The organism is Paenibacillus sp. NN59 (assembly GCF_057597225.1).
The window spans coordinates 1,452,485-1,469,226 of record NZ_CP199678.1; the positions used below are offsets into that span (position 1 = coordinate 1,452,485).

The following is a 16,742-nucleotide window of genomic DNA, read 5'->3' on the forward strand; positions in this document are numbered from 1 at the left end:
TGATGTGAAGAACGAACAGGGACGAAATAACTAAGCAGTGCAACAATGAAAAAGGCACCCGTTACGGGTGCTTTCCTTACGTTGAGTCATCCCTTCTATTCATTACTGTTGTTTATCTTTTATTCTTTGTTACTCTATGATCTCATAGCATTTTCATTACAACAATGGACACGCACACAGGCAGCATTTAACCCGTCCGCATTAACTATATACAAATGGCAACTAGCCGCATAAAGGGTGTGAGAAATTTGCAAAATAGAACCCCGGGCAACACGCAGGGCATTGATGTCTCCAGGTATCAGGGCAATATCGACTGGGCGAAGGTGAAGGCAAGCGGCATGACCTTTGTGTTTATCAAAGCAACCGAAGGGCGGACCTATATTGATCCGAATTTTCAGAAAAATGTAAACGGTGCGCTGGCGGCGGGCATGATGGTGGGAACCTATCATTTCTTCCGCGGAACGTCTGTCGAGATTGCAAAGGCTGAAGCAGCGCATTATGCCAATACGCTGAACCAGATCGGGGGAGCCAAAGCCCTACAGTTGCCACCGGTTATGGATTACGAGAATAACCCCGGCAATCTGAGCAAAGCCCAGATGAATACGGTAGCCAAAGCTTTTTTAACAGAAATCCAACGTCTCACAGGTGTAAAACCGATCATATACACAGGAAATTCATTTGCTAGCAATTTCGATACTTCTTTGAGTTCCTACGATCTGTGGATTGCGCGATACAGCACGTCACGGGTGCCTGATGCTCAGCCGGCATGGAAGCGTTGGACGTTCTGGCAGTATACGGATTCGGGCAAGGTAAATGGCATCAGCGGTAACGTGGACATGAACGAATTCGAGGGAACAGCGGCACAGCTTAGAGCGAGATATACAGTAGCTACGCCAAGCCCGAATCCTACGAATCCAACGAACCCGACAGAGCCAACCAATCCGAATAATCCCGGCAACCCGTCGAACCCCACCACACCTTCGAATCCATCCAATCCGAATCCACCAACTGTACCACCGAAGGGGGGAGAACCGATGACAGCCGAAGAAAAAGCCGCGTTTGATGCGTTGAAGGCACAGGTCGATCGTTTACAGGCACGTCAGCAGATGGAAGTTCCTGTCTGGGCAAAGGCCGCAGTAGATGCAGCACTGGCCTATGATACCAAAAATCCGTTGTTTAGTATCGATAACGGAGCAAGCTACGACTTTTATCGTTTTATTACCGTGATGCACCGTAGAGGTTTTTTTAAAAAGTAAATGATATGAGTGAGACTTAACCCATAAGTTTGCCTTTTGGCAAACTTATGCTTCCAATTTACCCATCTACAAACTCACATTCCTATTTCGTTTTGAAAATGTATCGTTTCCCGTTAGCGAAATAACAGAAAGTTAACACTAATTTATTTTACAGAGATGACTTGTCCTTTTGTCATTTGCACTAATTCTTCGGGTGTTAATTGAAACACTGCTCTTGGATGTCCAGCAGCCGCCCATATCTCTTTAAATTGTAACAAGTCTTCATCAATAAGAGTGATGATTGACTCTATATGTCCTAAAGGTGGCACGCCTCCAATAACAAATCCTGTGTGTTCGCGTACAAAATCAGCGTCAGCTTTTCCTATACTGTCATTCAGATGGGTGTTAATTTGATTTTCATCAATTCGGTTTACTCCACTGGCTATAACCAATAAGGGTTTATCGTTATTTTTGAGTCGAAAGATAATTGACTTAGCTATATGTGCAACCTCGCAACCGATCGTATCGGCAGCTTCCTGTGCAGTTCGTGTACTGTCAGGCAGTTCTATGACTTTACTTGCATATCCCAACTCTATTAGTTTGTTTTGAACCTGTTGTGCACTGTCTTTAAGTTGACTTGTCAACGTGTATCCCTCCTTAATGATTACATGCGACTAAGATTCCGCATAATACATAACAACCTGTATCGTTACATCTTCGTCCGATTTATTGATATAACGGTGTTCAACATTGCCTGCAAATCTTATAGCCTGTCCTTCTGGTAAGGCGTACACTTCATCCTTAATCTGTAGATTAAACACTCCTGAGGTAACCGTGATGTACTCTTGAACCCCATCATTGTGTGGGAGTGAAACATAGTTACAAGTAGGACTAAGAATAATCGTAAACATTTCAATACGTGTTTGGGGGTCAAACGGAAACAGTAAGTATACTCTACAATTTCCATTGTCTTCTGTTAAATCTGGAATTTCTTTTCGAGCTGCAATGGATACTACTGCCTCATCCTCTTTAAGTAGAGATGAAAACGAAATATTGAGTCCCGTAGCAATTTTCCACACGGTTGTTACTGTGGGCTGCGTTTCTCCTCGCTCAATTTGATGAAGCATACCTTTACTAACCTTTGTTAAATCAGCAAGCTTATCTAAGCTTAACTGCCTATGTTTTCTAATACGTTGCAGGTTGTTTCCTATCCTGATGTGTATAGCATTCAAGAAGTAACCTCCTCTATTTTTGTTCATTATACTATACAAATATATCATTATATAGAACGTTTCACAAACATTGTATTGTACTTAACTACCCGTTATTTTAAACATTTTCTGACATACTTATAGGTAAATATTTGATCCGTCTATGGTTAAGTCTCAATGAGTCAGCTTTACAAATAGAACAGATCTGAATCTGGAGAAAAACAGGAAGGAACACGGGCGATTATTGTCGAGCTGTGTTCCTTTTTTGTACATAATGTCACTAATTCTGACGCGTGTAATATTGTTAAAAACGTATCTCTGTAAAGTTCTTGTCTAATTGGTAAATGTGATGTAAAGTAAGTTACACGAAAATGTTTTTCACCACGATTTAATACACAAACCTCCTCATCATGACAAAACCATAACATGAAAAGTTATTGTAGTGTCGATCTGTTCTATCCTTTTTTCTACCCGTATATGGATCAAATTGATCTTACACCTCATGAAGACAAACTCACGGAACGAACGTCCCAAAGCTAATGTTGCGATCTATTCTTTTCCCTATTCTAGGGTAAGTTTGTTGATCCGAATTGACCTTGGTTCAAATACATGAATTGCACGCTGGTGATCCGTTGATCCAGGCTTTTCAATGCTTCTACATCTATGGTATCCTCTCGCTCTGTTAATTTAACTCGTTTCCAAATTCTCAACACTTCAACACAGGTATCGCAGGCATATAAAGCCTTTAATTGATGATACAAAAATTACAACTAGGGATTATCTGATGACTAGCTATTTGTTGAACGATTCATTTACACAAAAACGGAGAGGACAGAAAAAACTGGAAAAGTGAAGCGCTCGCCTTTATCACCGGATTTTATCTGAGGACAAAGAGGATCAAAAAAATCTGGGGATAACAGCGATTGAAAGTTGTTCTGTCATCGGAGTGCCTGTGTAAATCAATTTTAGTTCAAATTAAATAGCATCGCATCGCCACCACATCATCGCACGCACGGCCAGAGGTACCGTTTTTCGGTCGCAATCATCACACACATTATGAGACAGGGAAGGGTGTTGTACGTATGCGAATGAGAAAAAAATGGATGTCCGGTTTACTGACTTTGGCACTGAGTACCGTACTTGTGTTATCTGGTTGCTCCAGCAGCAAAGATGGCGGGGAAGGAACGCCGGCACCTGCTGAAGGTAATGAACCTCCAACAGAAGCAGCCGCCCAGGATACGATGATTATGGGACGCGGCGGAGATTCGGTTGCGCTTGACCCTTCGATCGTAACGGATGGGGAATCCCTCAAGATCGGGCATCAGGTGTTTGATTCGCTCCTCGATTACAAAGAGGGCGGAACCGAAGTGGTTCCGGCGCTGGCTGAGAGCTGGGAAATTTCCGCGGACGGGCTAAAGTATGTATTTAAGCTGAAATCCGGGGTGAAGTTCCATGATGGAACTGACTTTAACGCGGATGCCGTAGTGTTTAATTTTAATCGCTGGAGCGATCCGGCAAGTGAATATAAATTCGAAGGTGATTCCTTCGACTATTATGATTCCATGTTTGGGCCAGATGGCGCGCGTGTGATCAAAGAAGTGAAGGCACTCGATGAATCGACAGTGGAGTTTACCCTGAACCAGCCACAAGCTCCTTTCCTGCAAAATATTGCGATGACTCCGTTTGGCATTGGCAGTCCGGCTGCCATCCAGGAGAAGAAAGAAAACTTCAAGAGTGAGCCTGTCGGCACCGGCCCATTTGTATTCAAAGAGTGGAAACGGAACGACTCCATCACGCTGGAGAAAAATGCAGACTACTGGAGGGAAGGATTTCCGAAGCTGAACAAGGTAATTGTGCGCTCCATTCCGGATAACACGGCTCGTTTCAATGCATTGCAAAATGGCGAGATCGATATTATGGAAGACCTGAATCCGGATGATCTGAGCATTCTGGAAGGCAATAGCGAGCTACAGAAGATTGAACGTCCGCCGTTCAACGTGGCATATATCGGGTTTAATTTTAAGAAAAAACCGTTTGATAACGTGAAAGTCAGACAAGCCCTGAACCATGCCGTGAACAAACAGGCCATTATTGACGCGTTCTTTGCTGGACAGGCAGAGCCTGCGGTTAACCCGATGCCACCTACTCTATGGGGTTACAATGATGAGATCGAAGATTACGCGTATGATCTGGAAAAAGCAAAAGCGTTGCTGGCCGAAGCCGGCTTCCCTGACGGATTGCCAGATCCGGTAACATTTTATGCCATGCCTGTATCCCGTCCGTACATGCCAGATGGCAAGAAGGTAGCTGAAGCAATTCAGGCGGATTTTGAGAAAATTGGTGTCAAAACAACCATCGAATCTCCGGAGTGGGCAACCTATCTGGAAGATTCCAAAGCCGGGGAGAAGGATGATCTCTATATGCTCGGCTGGACAGGGGATAACGGTGACCCAGATAACTTCCTGTATACACTTTTGGACAAAGACGCCATTCCAGGCAACAACCGTAGCTACTATGTAAATGAAGAGTTGCATTCCTTACTCACCAAAGCACAAACGGAGACGGATCAGGATAAACGTGCCGAGCTTTACAAACAGGCTCAGGTCATCATCAAGGAAGACGCTCCTTGGATTCCACTTGTGCATACCACACCGATTCTTGCCGGGAAAGCCAGCCTGAAGGGTTTTGTAACCTCTCCGCTGGGAACGGAATCGTATGTGGGGGCTTATTTTGAATAAAACTTTCGAGTGAAAATAAATGAAACGCAAGTGTTAAACCAAGTTATGCGCTGGCGGACATGCAATGCTTATTAGATTCTACATCCGGGTCGTGACGAGCCAAAGCATACGTGTTCGCCAGCGCTATTTCTTTGATTTTGCCAAAGTTGAAATCATGCAGATGAACCCTTTAGGGCAGGTGATCTGGAAGTGAACAGCTATATTGTCAAACGTGTGCTGGTACTGCTGCCCGTTTTGCTGGGCATGACGTTGATCGTTTTTTCCATCATCCATGCAATACCCGGTGATCCGGCCGAGACGATTCTGGGGCAAAAAGCAACGGAACAATCCAAGCAGGCTCTCCGGGATCAGCTCGGACTGGACAAACCCTGGTTCCAGCAATATTTCGCCTATCTAGGCGACTTGCTGAAAGGGGATCTGGGCACATCTATTCGCACCAAGGTGCCTATTGCCCAGGAAATCGTGCCTTATCTGACAGCGACACTCGAACTTACGATGGCAAGTATGTTGTTTGCTGTCATTATTGGTGTGAATGCAGGGATTGTCAGTGCTTGGAAGCACAACTCCTGGTTTGATTACTGTTGCATGGTGATTGCGCTTGTAGGGGTATCCATGCCGATTTTTTGGCTCGGGTTGATGGAGCAATGGCTGTTTGCTAACAAACTGCAATGGCTACCGTCCATTGGACGAATGAATGCACGTGATCCGGTGGATGCGATTACAGGTTTGTATGTGCTGGACACGATGCTTGCAGGACGCTGGGACCAGCTGTGGACGGTGACCAAACATCTGATTCTGCCAAGTGTAGCACTGGGGACCATTCCGATGGCTGTGATTGCGCGCATGACACGTTCCAGCATGCTGGAAGTGATGAGTTCCGATTATATTCGTACCGCCAAGGCGAAAGGATTGGGGCCGTTTTTTGTCGTATACGGGCACGCGCTGAAGAATGCATTTATCCCCGTGCTGACTGTTATCGGCATTCAAACGGGGTCTCTGCTGGGGGGAGCTGTGCTGACGGAAACGATTTTTGCCTGGCCGGGTGTAGGGCGTTACATATATGAAGCGATTAGTTCACGGGACTATCCTGTGATTCAGAGCGGAATCCTGATCGTAGCTTTCTTTTTTGTATTGATTAATCTGATCGTAGATTTGCTCTATGCGGTGTTTGACCCAAGAATCAGTTACAAGTAGGAGGGACAGGATAGCAGAGCAAAGCATCCTACGATACAACGATAAAGTCCCGATGGCTGGTTTATTCTTCTGTGTAAACAAACCGTTTATCTCTTCCATTATCTAAGTTCAGCAAAGGAGAACCTGTATGGCCAAATTGTCGACCAATACCGGACAAACCGTTGACGCAGTCAGCGCGAGTAGATCGGGTCCCTGGCGTGAGGCGTGGAGGACGTTTCGGCGGAATCGGCTTGCGTTGGCAGGGGTGATCATTATTCTTTTTTTCATCGTATTAGCCTTCCTTGCCCCCTATATTGCGCCCTATGATTACAAAGAGCAGGTGCTACAGGACAGGCTTCAAGCTCCGTCGGCTGAGCACTGGTTCGGGACGGATGACCTGGGACGGGATGTGTTTTCCCGTGTAATTCATGGTGCAAGAATATCGCTGTGGGTTGGATTTTTCTCCGTCATTGGGTCTATTGTTGCTGGAGCACTTCTTGGACTGGTTGCGGGGTTCTATGGAAAATGGGCGGACATGCTGATCTCGCGTCTGTTTGATATTTTGCTGGCATTTCCGGGCATCTTGCTGGCGATCGCGATTGTCGCGATTCTGGGCCCTTCTTTGCAGAATGCGTTGCTCGCCATTGCGATCGTGAATATTCCAACGTATGGACGGTTGGTGAGATCGCGTGTACTTAGCTTGCGGCAGGAAGAGTTTATTACATCGGCACGGACATTGGGAGCGGGGAACGGCCGAATCTTGTTTCGACACATTTTACCAAACAGTCTTACGCCCCTTATTGTGCAAGGTACCCTCGGAATCGGTACAGCGATTATCGAGGCAGCGGCGCTCGGATTTCTAGGTATGGGTGCGCAACCACCGGACCCGGAGTGGGGCAAGATGCTTTCGGATTCACGTCAGTACATCCAAAAGGCTCCGTGGACGCTCATCTTTCCCGGTCTTTCCATTATGCTGACGGTACTTGGTTTCAATCTGATGGGCGATGGCCTGCGTGACACTCTTGACCCAAAGATGGCGAAGAAATAACCGATATCACCCAACCGTCCCGAATTTCAATTCGTGGCGGTTTTTGTATTGCTGGAGCAAGTGCGTTACACTGGGAAGAGTGGTTGTCAGTATAGAAGTTTAATCGGTTTTTTACAGAATGAAATCCATGATTTTGTTAAAATAACCGTTTTCGTATTGACACCCAATTTTCCCATATGTTATATAAAAAGAAGGGTTTAGCACTCTGAGTCTTTGAGTGCTAACAAATGAAGCTAATCACACCACTACATATGGAATGGTTCAGTCGTATATGGCTCAGCTTGCCTCTGTACTCAACTGAATCATTTGATACCTAAATTCGAAAGGAGCACTTCATTCATGGCGGTTAAAAAAGAATTTCAGGCAGAATCCAAACGTTTGCTGGATATGATGATCAACTCCATTTACACACAGAAAGAAATTTTCCTCAGAGAACTGATCTCCAACTCCAGTGATGCCATCGACAAAATATATTACAGAGCATTGACGGACGACACGCTCGTTTTCAACAAAGAGGACTATTATATCAAGCTTACCATTGACAAGGAAAATCGCACACTTACCCTTACCGATACAGGGATTGGTATGACACAGGAAGAGCTGGAGAACAACCTCGGAGTCATTGCGAAGAGTGGTTCCCTGGCATTCAAAAAAGAAAACGAAGCCAAAGACGGCCATAACATTATCGGTCAATTCGGGGTAGGTTTCTACTCGGCGTTCATGGTGGCGGACAAGCTGACGGTAACGAGTAAAACGCTGGGCAGCAACGAAGCTTGGAAATGGGAATCCGAAGGTGCTGACGGGTACACGATTACACCTGCGGAAAAAGATACCGTGGGTACAGAAATCGTTCTAACGATTAAACAAAATACCGAAGAAGACTCGTATGACGAGTTTTTGGAAGAGTACCGCCTGAGATCCATCATCAAGAAATACTCTGACTTCATTCGTTATCCAATCAAAATGGATGTAACCAATCACCGTCCGAAGGAAGGTACGGAGAACGAGTTCGAGGATTACAAGGAAGAACAAACGGTCAACAGCATGGTGCCGATCTGGCGTAAAAATAAAAGCGAACTGACCGAAGAAGACTATACCAACTTCTATATGGAGAAACGGTACGGTTTTGACAAACCGCTGAAACATCTGCACATTAGCGCGGACGGCGCGGTGGTGTATAATGCGATCCTGTTTATTCCGGAGAATACACCGTTTGACTACTACACCAAAGAGTATGAAAAAGGTCTGGAGTTATACTCCAACGGCGTATTGATCATGGATAAGTGCGGCGACCTGTTGCCAGATTACTTTGGTTTTGTCAAAGGGATGGTGGATTCCGAGGATCTGTCTCTGAACATCTCACGTGAGATGCTTCAACACGACCGCCAGCTTAGCCTGATTGCGAAGAATATCAAAAACAAAATCAAAGGCCAACTGCAAAGCCTGCTCAAAGACGAGCGCGAGAACTACGAGAAGTTCTATCAAGCGTTCGGTCGTCAGCTGAAGTACGGCGTATACAGCGATTATGGCGCAAACAAAGATACATTGCAGGATCTGTTGCTGTTCACGTCTTCTAAAGAGAGCAAGCTTGTGAGCCTGGACGAATACGTCTCCAGAATGCCGGAAGATCAGAAGTATATCTATTATGCTGCGGGTGAGTCCATCAGCCGAATCGAGAAACTGCCACAGATCGAGGGCGTATTGGAAAAAGGGTACGAAGTGCTCTACTTCACCGACGATATCGATGAATTCGCGATCAAAATGATTACGAATTACAAGGAGAAAGAGTTCAAATCCATCTCCAGTGGTGATCTTGGTATTGAAGACAGTGCGGAAAAAGAAGAGACTGAAGCGCAGGACAATGACAACAAAGAATTGTTCGAAGCGATGCAGGCACAGCTGGAGGGCAAAGTTAAAGCGGTGAAAGCGTCCAAACGTCTTCGCAGCCACCCGGTATGTTTGTCCACCGAGGGTGATTTGACGATTGAGATGGAGAAAGTGCTGAAAGCTATGCCAAACAGCGGAGATGTTCAAGCGGATAAAGTGCTGGAGATCAACGTGAACCATGATGTGTTCAAATCGTTGAAAGATGCTTTTGCACAGGATAAAGAGAAGCTCAGCCTGTATACCAGCCTCTTGTATCACCAAGCATTACTGATTGAAGGATTGCCGATTCAAGACCCGGTAGAGTTTACGAATGATATCTGCAAAGTGATGGTATAGATCTGCTAGATTTAAAACTTCATTTAAAGTTTAACCCGACAAGACGTCATTCGTCTGTCGGGTTTTCTTTTATATCGAGGTAACACTCACCGGCTCAACTATCCACGTACAGTTCTTCATTCTATGCACAGACAGTAGTCTTGCAGGGTATAATATACATAGAGAGGACTGTGCATCATATGTTGATGTAAGAAGAGATGACATGACAGACGGATTTTGCTTTTCGAAACCGCAGATGTTGTGTATAATCACTCAAAATAGAGACAGTCGGCTAGGAGTGATCTACATGCAATGGCATGATCTGAGAGAACATAGACAATACCCTGAACTTACCAAGCTGGTGGGCTCTCGTGCAGCGTATGAGCGAGACTATTCCCGATTGATTCATTCCCCAACGTTCCGGAGACTGCAGGGCAAATCGCAAGTGTTTGGCGCAGGTACGGGTGATTATTACCGGACACGTCTGACCCATTCCCTTGAGGTGGCACAGATTGCGCGAGAAGCGGCGAGAAGCCTGTTGCGTCATTACCCGGAGGTAGATTGGGGCCGGGCAGAGAACCCCGGTCTGATTATCGATTCGGAAGTTGTAGAATGTGCGGCGATCGCACATGACTTTGGTCATCCACCTTTTGGACATAAAGGGGAAGAAGTGCTCGATGGCATTTTGGATGATCTGATCAACAGTGAGACGAAGAAGATTATGAAAAAAAGTCGTGCCGCGAAAGCCCCTAAGGCTGAGTCTGACGTACGAGCGGAGCTCAAACGGAAATATGAGCATTTTGAAGGCAACGCACATAACTTCCGCCTGATCATGTATTTGGAGAAACGTGAAGATATCGACGGACTGAACTTGTCTGATGCTGTGCTGCTAGGGATTAACAAGTATCCGTACCCTGGAACAGAGAGCAAGAAAGGCATGTATCACCACGAGTGGCAGTACATTCGTGAGATTCGGGAGCGCTGGAACATCCCGGCGGGCAAGAAAACGCTCGAAGCACAACTGATGGATCTATGCGATGATATTGCCTATTCTGCACATGATCTGGAGGATGGCATCAAGGCAGGAAAAATTGAAGTACACGAGCATTTCCTGCAAGACCAGCATATCAACCGGCTCATCGTAGACAAAGTTACAACATTGGAGGATCTGTTCTGGAAGGGCTGGACAAGAGAGGCGATCGCGGAAAAAGTGGAAGAAGTTCTTGCATCGTTCCTGCGCATCTGGAATGAGAAAATGCCTTTCTGCGAGCATGATTACTCGCGTACTCGTCGTGAGGTAAAGGCCTATTGGGTCAGTCTTTTTGTCGGCAGTCTAGGAGTCATTGATGACGGGGATTGGAAAAAGGTAACCTTTGTCCGCGAAGGCGTAGAAAACCTCGACATGTTACGCACCGTGAGTGTACTCAAGAGCTTCGCCTGGGTGACGATGATTCGGGATCTGCGCGTGCAACGCCTGCAGAAGCGCAGTGAGTGGATGATTAAACGGCTCTGGGATGCCTTTCTCGATCCGGAAACGTCAAAATCCATCATTCCTTCCGATTGGTTGCAACGATATGAGAAGGATCAAGCTAAAGCGCAGCCGATCTGGACTTGGGAGCATATGGTGATTGATTATATTGCAGGCATGACCGATGCATTCGCCGAGAAAATTTATAATGAACTTTACGGCCTGAAGGTCGGTTCGATCTACGATCTGGACTAGGTGCAAAATCAAAGAGAGGCAAGAGATCAAAGGAGTTGTACAGTGTGGTTGCAAATTTAAGTGAAACCTTTACTGAGAGCTTAGGTGCCAGCACACAAGATTGCTCTGGAGAAAAATTCAGTCTCGGCGTGCTGGATCTCGTTCCTAGACTGAATGGTGCATCCGCTGAGCATGCTCTTCAGCAAGCAGTGCTTTTGGCTCAACAAGCTGAAGCATGGGGTTACACACGATATTGGACGTCTGAGCATCATGATATGCCTGAACTTGCTTCGGCTTCTCCTGAGGTGTTGCTATCTCATATTGGTGCAAAGACAGATACCATTCTGCTTGGGTCGGGAGCTGTTCTGCTTCCGCATTATAGTCCACTCAAGGTTGCAGAGTCGTTCCGTCTGCTGGCTTCACTCTATCCGGGACGGATCGAGCTCGGGTTAGGACGGGCTCCTGGCGGAGGACCTCATGCAACGATGGCCCTCAGTGGCAATTATTTGCAACATGTCTCGAACCTTCCCGCCAAACTGGCTTCGCTTACCGAATTGCTGGAAGACCGTTTTACGTATGAGGATGTTCCGGTTACAGCGCGTCCAGTTCCAGAAATTCCATTATCCTTATGGATGCTAGGGACCAATGTCAAAAGCGCAGTATATGCTGCGAAATTTGGTATGGGTTATGTTTTTGGACAGTTCATGAGTGATTCGGATGGAACTCAGGCTGTACGCCGCTATCGTGAGGAATTCGTGCCTAGTGCTGGGCTGAAGGAACCAGAAGTGATGGTGGCGCTCAGTGCAATGTGTGCGGCAACGGAGAACGATGCTTTAAGGTGGAGTCGTGAGATTGAGAACCAGCGCCAGGAAAGTCGTGAAGAGCACACAAATGAGCGAGATACCAACGTGGGTAGCGTCAAGGATAACCCTCAGAGTATTTCTGTCCATAAAGAGGACAACGAGGTGAAGCGGCATGTTGCTGGCACACCCGAACAAGTATGGCAGTACATTCGGCAAGTAGGGCAGAGGCTGGATACCAACCGGATCCTCGTGGTAACGGGTGGTCCTGATTATGAATGCAGGCTGGAGTCCTACCGCTTGTTAAAATCTAGAATGAGTTAAGGGACAAAGTGAATCTAAAATTGCCTAATCAAGTGTTAGGTGATGTTAAGATGGTGATGAGCTGCAGATCTGAATCATACAGATGTTGCAGCTCATTTTTAATTCGATAAAGTTCAACAAAATTTCATAGATTACAGCGTTTACCGACAAAAGAATGCTATAATACTTTATCGCTATAATGCAGATAAATATAGAAGAGTGTAATTTGCAAGGGGCCAATAGATGGGTTTATTTGCGAGAAAAGCACTAAATTGTAAATGTGGCGAAAGTTGTCATGAGGGGGAAATCATATGTTTAGCCGATTTAAAATCAAGAGCATCGGTCTGCGTATCAGCATCGCATTTTATCTGTTAATCCTCTGTTTAATTATTCTGAGTGTTACCATCATTGGCCGGATGAATTCAATTGAGACTAACACAAATGACATTACAGGTAATTGGATGCCTTCGATCCAGAAGATCAACCAATTAAATTATTCAACCGAACATGTTTTATCACTGAGTTATCGTTACTTTGACGCTGAGGAAGCGGACAAGTCCAAACTTAACGAAGAGCGCACCAAGTATATTCGTGAAACGGCTCAGACGATTGCAATTTATGATAAACAGGCAAAGTCTGAGGAAGAGAATGAGCACTGGACAGCGTTTAAGAGTAAATGGGAAGACTATCTTAAAATGAATGCACAAGCCATTCGGGTTAGTGACGAAGGACAGACTCAGCTTGCCAAAGAAGTAGCTGACAAAGGATCTGCTTCGTTTGATTTGATGCAGGTTGATCTGGATTATCTCGTCAATTACAACCAGCAGCAATCCGATATTTCGGCAGCTCAAACCATTCGTTCTGTTCAAGATGGCAGGTTGTCTGTGCTCATAGGTGTGCTTGCGATGATTATCATTACCGCCATATTTGTTCCAATCATCCGCACACAGGTGGTTAAACCGTTGCTTCGTGTCATCAGTGCTGTTAAATTGATCGCGGAAGGTCAATTAAACGTGCAGGATGTACATACCAAACATGAAGATGAAGTGGGCGCCCTGGCGAAAGCAGTCAATGAGATGAAAGGTAACCTGACCTCGATGGTGATCAATGTAAGGCGTGTAGCTGAATCGGTGAATCGTCAGAGTAGCGAACTGGCCATTGCTTCGGAAGAAGTGAAGATCGGCAGTCAGCAAATTGCGATCACAATGGAGGAATCGGCTAAGGCGGCTGAGAGTCAGGCTCAGACCGCTGTGGAGTCGGCTCGCACAGTGGAAGATTTGAATAATCATATTCAGCAGCATGCGGAACAGGGAAATCAGCTTCGTATGATGTCCAATCAAGTGTTGGAGCAGGGACAGAGCGGCCGCAAATCCATGGAAGAATCCGTGCAACAGATGCAACAGATTGCCAGCTCGGTATCGTCCTCAATGAGCAAGATGGAGGAGCTAAACCGTAAAAATGAAGACATTTCCAAGCTGGTTTTGGTGATTCACGACATTGCTCGCCAAACCAACTTACTCGCGTTGAATGCATCGATTGAAGCTGCACGGGCTGGAGAGAGTGGACGCGGTTTTGCTGTTGTAGCATCGGAGGTCCGGAAATTGTCAGAAGCTGTCCAAGCTTCCGTTGAAGAAATTACGACCATCACTCAGGATATCCAGCAAGATTCACAGGGTGTAGTAAATGAGCTACGTGTTGGCGTTCAAGAAACGGAATTAGGGCAGGAGCGTATGCTTACGTCAGGTAAGTTGTTCAGAACCATCAACACATCCGTAGAAGGCATGGTAGAGGTAATTGGCACGATGTCGGAAGGGCTTTCAGGTATGGAACAGAGCAGTGGCCTGATGAATGACTTCAGTCAGCAGATTTCTGCAGTGTCTCAACAATCGGCGGCCAGTGTGGAGGAAGTCTCTGCTTCGGCTGAGGAACAAGTCGGTTCTATGGAGACCATCAGCAGTAATATTCAAACGTTGAAGGAACTGTCTGACGATCTGCTCACATCCATTGAAAAATTAAAAGTATAAGCCGTTCTTTATAATAGAAGAAACAGGGTAAAACGATTGTTTGAAAAGGTGGATGTGTGGTCGGATTTCGAGTTTAAGACCAGGTCCTAAAATTAAAGTTGAAAGGGATATCCAGCAATGGAATCCCTTATTTTTTTGATTTAAACTTGAAAAGTAGAACCAAGAAATGAGGATGATTATGATGGCAGCTACATATATATACATCTTTGCCTGTCATGAAAATGAACGTGAGTTATGCCATCTTGAATTGAGTACATTGCTTAAGTTGGATTCAGAAATACGCATTACCAGTGGTTCTTATATTAGGTCTGAGCGGTGTATCCCGCCGGGAAGAAGTCCATTTATGCATGGACGGCTGAATGTATTGGGTGAAGGAGACTCGATTACGGAGCTGCTCCCTATAGCTCGAAACATTCGTTTGCAGCAGGATGAGACATTTAAGGTAGTTTGTCTAAAAGCAGGAGATACGCCACCTGACTATGCTCAGGCACGGAAGTTTGAAAAAGAAGTCGGGATGTGCATCCATGGAAAAGCGCAGATGAAACAACCTAAAGTGACTTTCGGACTAATTAAAATAGGTCTAAAATGGATCTTGGGTCAGTGGACAGAAGCGGAAAAATCGTGGCAAAACCATCAGCAGAAGCCGCAAAACTACTCCACAGGCTTCGGTGTAACCTTAGCAAGGGCGCTCGTAAACGTTGCTGTTCCAGAGGCGGAAAATCATCGTTTGCTGGATCCGTGTTGCGGAATGGGAACGGTGGTCATTGAAGCTTTATCCATGGGAATTGATGCAGTAGGCAATGATCTTAATGCACTTGCTGTGCGCGGAGCAAAAGTTAATCTACCTCATTTCGGGTATGACGCCAATCGAATTACTTTGGGAGACATGAGGGATCTGGAAGGTGAGTATGATTCGGCAATTTTCGACATGCCCTATAATCTTTGTTCGGTTCTTCCCGATCAAGAACAGCGAGAGATGCTCCAGAAATTACGCAAGTTATGCAAACGAGCTATCGTCGTTTCCACAGAGTGGGTACAGGCTCACTTGCTGGAATCCGGATGGACGATAGAAAAGTACATAACGGTGCGTAAAGGCACATTTGTACGTCATGTCTGGGTGTGTATGTGATGATCTGGATGTGCATGTAATTATACGTTTGAGTGCATAATAAACACTCCACGAAGGAAGAAAGAATCCTTCGTGGAGTGTTTTTGTTCTGAATTCATCCAGAATGATCAAACATCATTTTGACAAGTTGCATGGGAACGGGTGTTTGTGTTAATATTTATGACTATAATCGACAAGATTGAGCGGAAGAGTTTTACCTGCAACGTAGGCTTCCAGATTTTTGATGAAAATATCGAGAGCGCGCTGCGTATATTGTTCTGTGCTTCCTGCAATGTGAGGTGTAATTAACACATTATCCATGCCCCATAGCGGGTGGTTTGCTGGAAGGGGTTCCTCTTCGAATACATCCAGAGCAGCGAAGGCAATTTTGTCGCTTTGCAAGGCGGCCAGCAATGCCTCCGTGTTTACGCTAGGGCCACGACCTACATTGACAAAACACGCATCAGTCTTGAAATGGTTAAAGGTATTCTGATCGTAAATATGCCGGGTTTCATCAGTCAATGGCAGAATGTTAATCACATAGTCACCTTGGCTTAGAGCTTCATGCAGTCCAGACATATCATACATACGGTCAACATGGGGCACGTCTTTTCCTGAGCGTCGTACTCCAATTGTACGCATGCCTAGTGCTTTTAATACACGGGCTGTTTCGGTCCCGATCTCGCCGACTCCGACGATAACAGCTGTCTTACCATGTAACTCCGGCAGTGCTTTGCCGGGATTCTTCCATTCAGCCTGCTGCTGATACAGCATAGCTTGTCTTAGCCAGCGACTGTGGGATAACATCATGCCCAGAATGATTTCTGTAATGGGAATGGCATGAACGCCGTTGGCACTGGTCACCTGAATATTTTTTTGTTGTAGCTCCGCGAATGGGAGATTATCTACACCGGCTGACCAGACCTGAATCCATTTCAAAGGGCTGTCCTGATGCAGAGCATGTTCAGTTACAAGAGGAGACCAGCCCAGTATAATTTCGGCTTCTTTTAATTCGCTCGGATCCAGATCCTTGGCTTTACCCACTTTGATCGTGTATCCTGGCGCAGCCTGCTGGATCTGTTGCTGTTGTTCTTCGGATAGAGATGGAAAACATACGATTTTACTCATAATGTGTGTGCCTCCTGAGATCGATGAATTAGTCTTGTCAAGTGTATCAGATTCAGTGTATCCTGTGCAT

13 protein-coding genes are annotated in these 16,742 nt (G+C 45.7%); 10 read left to right on the top strand and 3 right to left on the bottom strand.

The window, feature by feature from the left end:
• Positions 1-239: 239 nt before the first annotated feature.
• The gene (locus ACT89M_RS06225; protein WP_487345305.1) at positions 240-1,256 is read left to right on the top strand and encodes a glycoside hydrolase family 25 protein; all 1,017 of its coding nucleotides are present in this window, start codon (positions 240-242) and stop codon (positions 1,254-1,256) included.
• Positions 1,257-1,399: 143 nt separating this feature from the next.
• Here ACT89M_RS06225 and ACT89M_RS06230 read toward each other — a convergent pair whose 3' ends face one another.
• On the bottom strand, positions 1,400-1,879 hold the full coding sequence (locus tag ACT89M_RS06230; RefSeq protein ID WP_308722434.1) for a YbaK/EbsC family protein: 480 nt from the start codon (positions 1,877-1,879) through the stop codon (positions 1,400-1,402).
• A 30-nt stretch (positions 1,880-1,909) separates the two neighbouring features.
• Positions 1,910-2,467: a helix-turn-helix domain-containing protein gene (locus ACT89M_RS06235; protein WP_261771607.1), complete on the bottom strand. Its 558-nt coding sequence runs from the start codon at positions 2,465-2,467 to the stop codon at positions 1,910-1,912.
• A 1,067-nt stretch (positions 2,468-3,534) separates the two neighbouring features.
• Between ACT89M_RS06235 and ACT89M_RS06240 the strand changes: the two genes are divergently transcribed.
• The 9 genes from ACT89M_RS06240 to ACT89M_RS06280 all read left to right on the top strand — a co-directional run bounded on the left by ACT89M_RS06240 (position 3,535) and on the right by ACT89M_RS06280 (position 15,565).
• Positions 3,535-5,184 carry an ABC transporter substrate-binding protein gene (locus tag ACT89M_RS06240; RefSeq protein WP_308722554.1) on the top strand — a complete coding sequence of 550 codons (1,650 nt, stop codon included), beginning with the start codon at positions 3,535-3,537 and terminating at the stop codon, positions 5,182-5,184.
• Positions 5,185-5,248: 64 nt separating this feature from the next.
• On the top strand, positions 5,249-5,377 hold the full coding sequence (locus ACT89M_RS06245) for a hypothetical protein (RefSeq protein ID WP_261769367.1): 129 nt from the start codon (positions 5,249-5,251) through the stop codon (positions 5,375-5,377).
• Positions 5,374-6,378, top strand: coding sequence for an ABC transporter permease (locus ACT89M_RS06250; protein WP_308722435.1), 1,005 nt, complete (start codon positions 5,374-5,376; stop codon positions 6,376-6,378). The genes ACT89M_RS06245 and ACT89M_RS06250 overlap by 4 nt, the downstream gene beginning before the upstream one ends.
• A 127-nt stretch (positions 6,379-6,505) precedes the next feature.
• Positions 6,506-7,405, top strand: coding sequence for a nickel transporter permease (gene nikC, locus ACT89M_RS06255; protein WP_154982713.1), 900 nt, complete (start codon positions 6,506-6,508; stop codon positions 7,403-7,405).
• Between the two features lie 339 nt (positions 7,406-7,744).
• Positions 7,745-9,628: a molecular chaperone HtpG gene (gene htpG / locus ACT89M_RS06260; protein ID WP_154890806.1), complete on the top strand. Its 1,884-nt coding sequence runs from the start codon at positions 7,745-7,747 to the stop codon at positions 9,626-9,628.
• A gap of 286 nt (positions 9,629-9,914) precedes the next feature.
• A complete protein-coding gene (locus ACT89M_RS06265) occupies positions 9,915-11,330 on the top strand; it encodes a deoxyguanosinetriphosphate triphosphohydrolase family protein (RefSeq protein WP_154982714.1) in 1,416 nt (471 codons plus the stop codon).
• 44 nt (positions 11,331-11,374) lie between these two features.
• Entirely contained in the window at positions 11,375-12,433 is a 1,059-nt protein-coding gene (locus ACT89M_RS06270; RefSeq protein WP_154982715.1) for an MsnO8 family LLM class oxidoreductase, read from the top strand.
• Positions 12,434-12,723: 290 nt separating this feature from the next.
• Positions 12,724-14,436, top strand: coding sequence for a HAMP domain-containing methyl-accepting chemotaxis protein (locus ACT89M_RS06275; protein WP_154982716.1), 1,713 nt, complete (start codon positions 12,724-12,726; stop codon positions 14,434-14,436).
• A 178-nt stretch (positions 14,437-14,614) separates the two neighbouring features.
• A complete protein-coding gene (locus ACT89M_RS06280) occupies positions 14,615-15,565 on the top strand; it encodes a TRM11 family SAM-dependent methyltransferase (RefSeq protein WP_253496449.1) in 951 nt (316 codons plus the stop codon).
• Positions 15,566-15,715: 150 nt separating this feature from the next.
• On the opposite strand, the gene ACT89M_RS06285 is transcribed toward ACT89M_RS06280, so the two are convergent.
• Positions 15,716-16,672, bottom strand: a complete 957-nt coding sequence (locus tag ACT89M_RS06285; RefSeq protein ID WP_154890811.1) for a D-2-hydroxyacid dehydrogenase — start codon at positions 16,670-16,672, stop codon at positions 15,716-15,718.
• Positions 16,673-16,742: the final 70 nt, after the last annotated feature.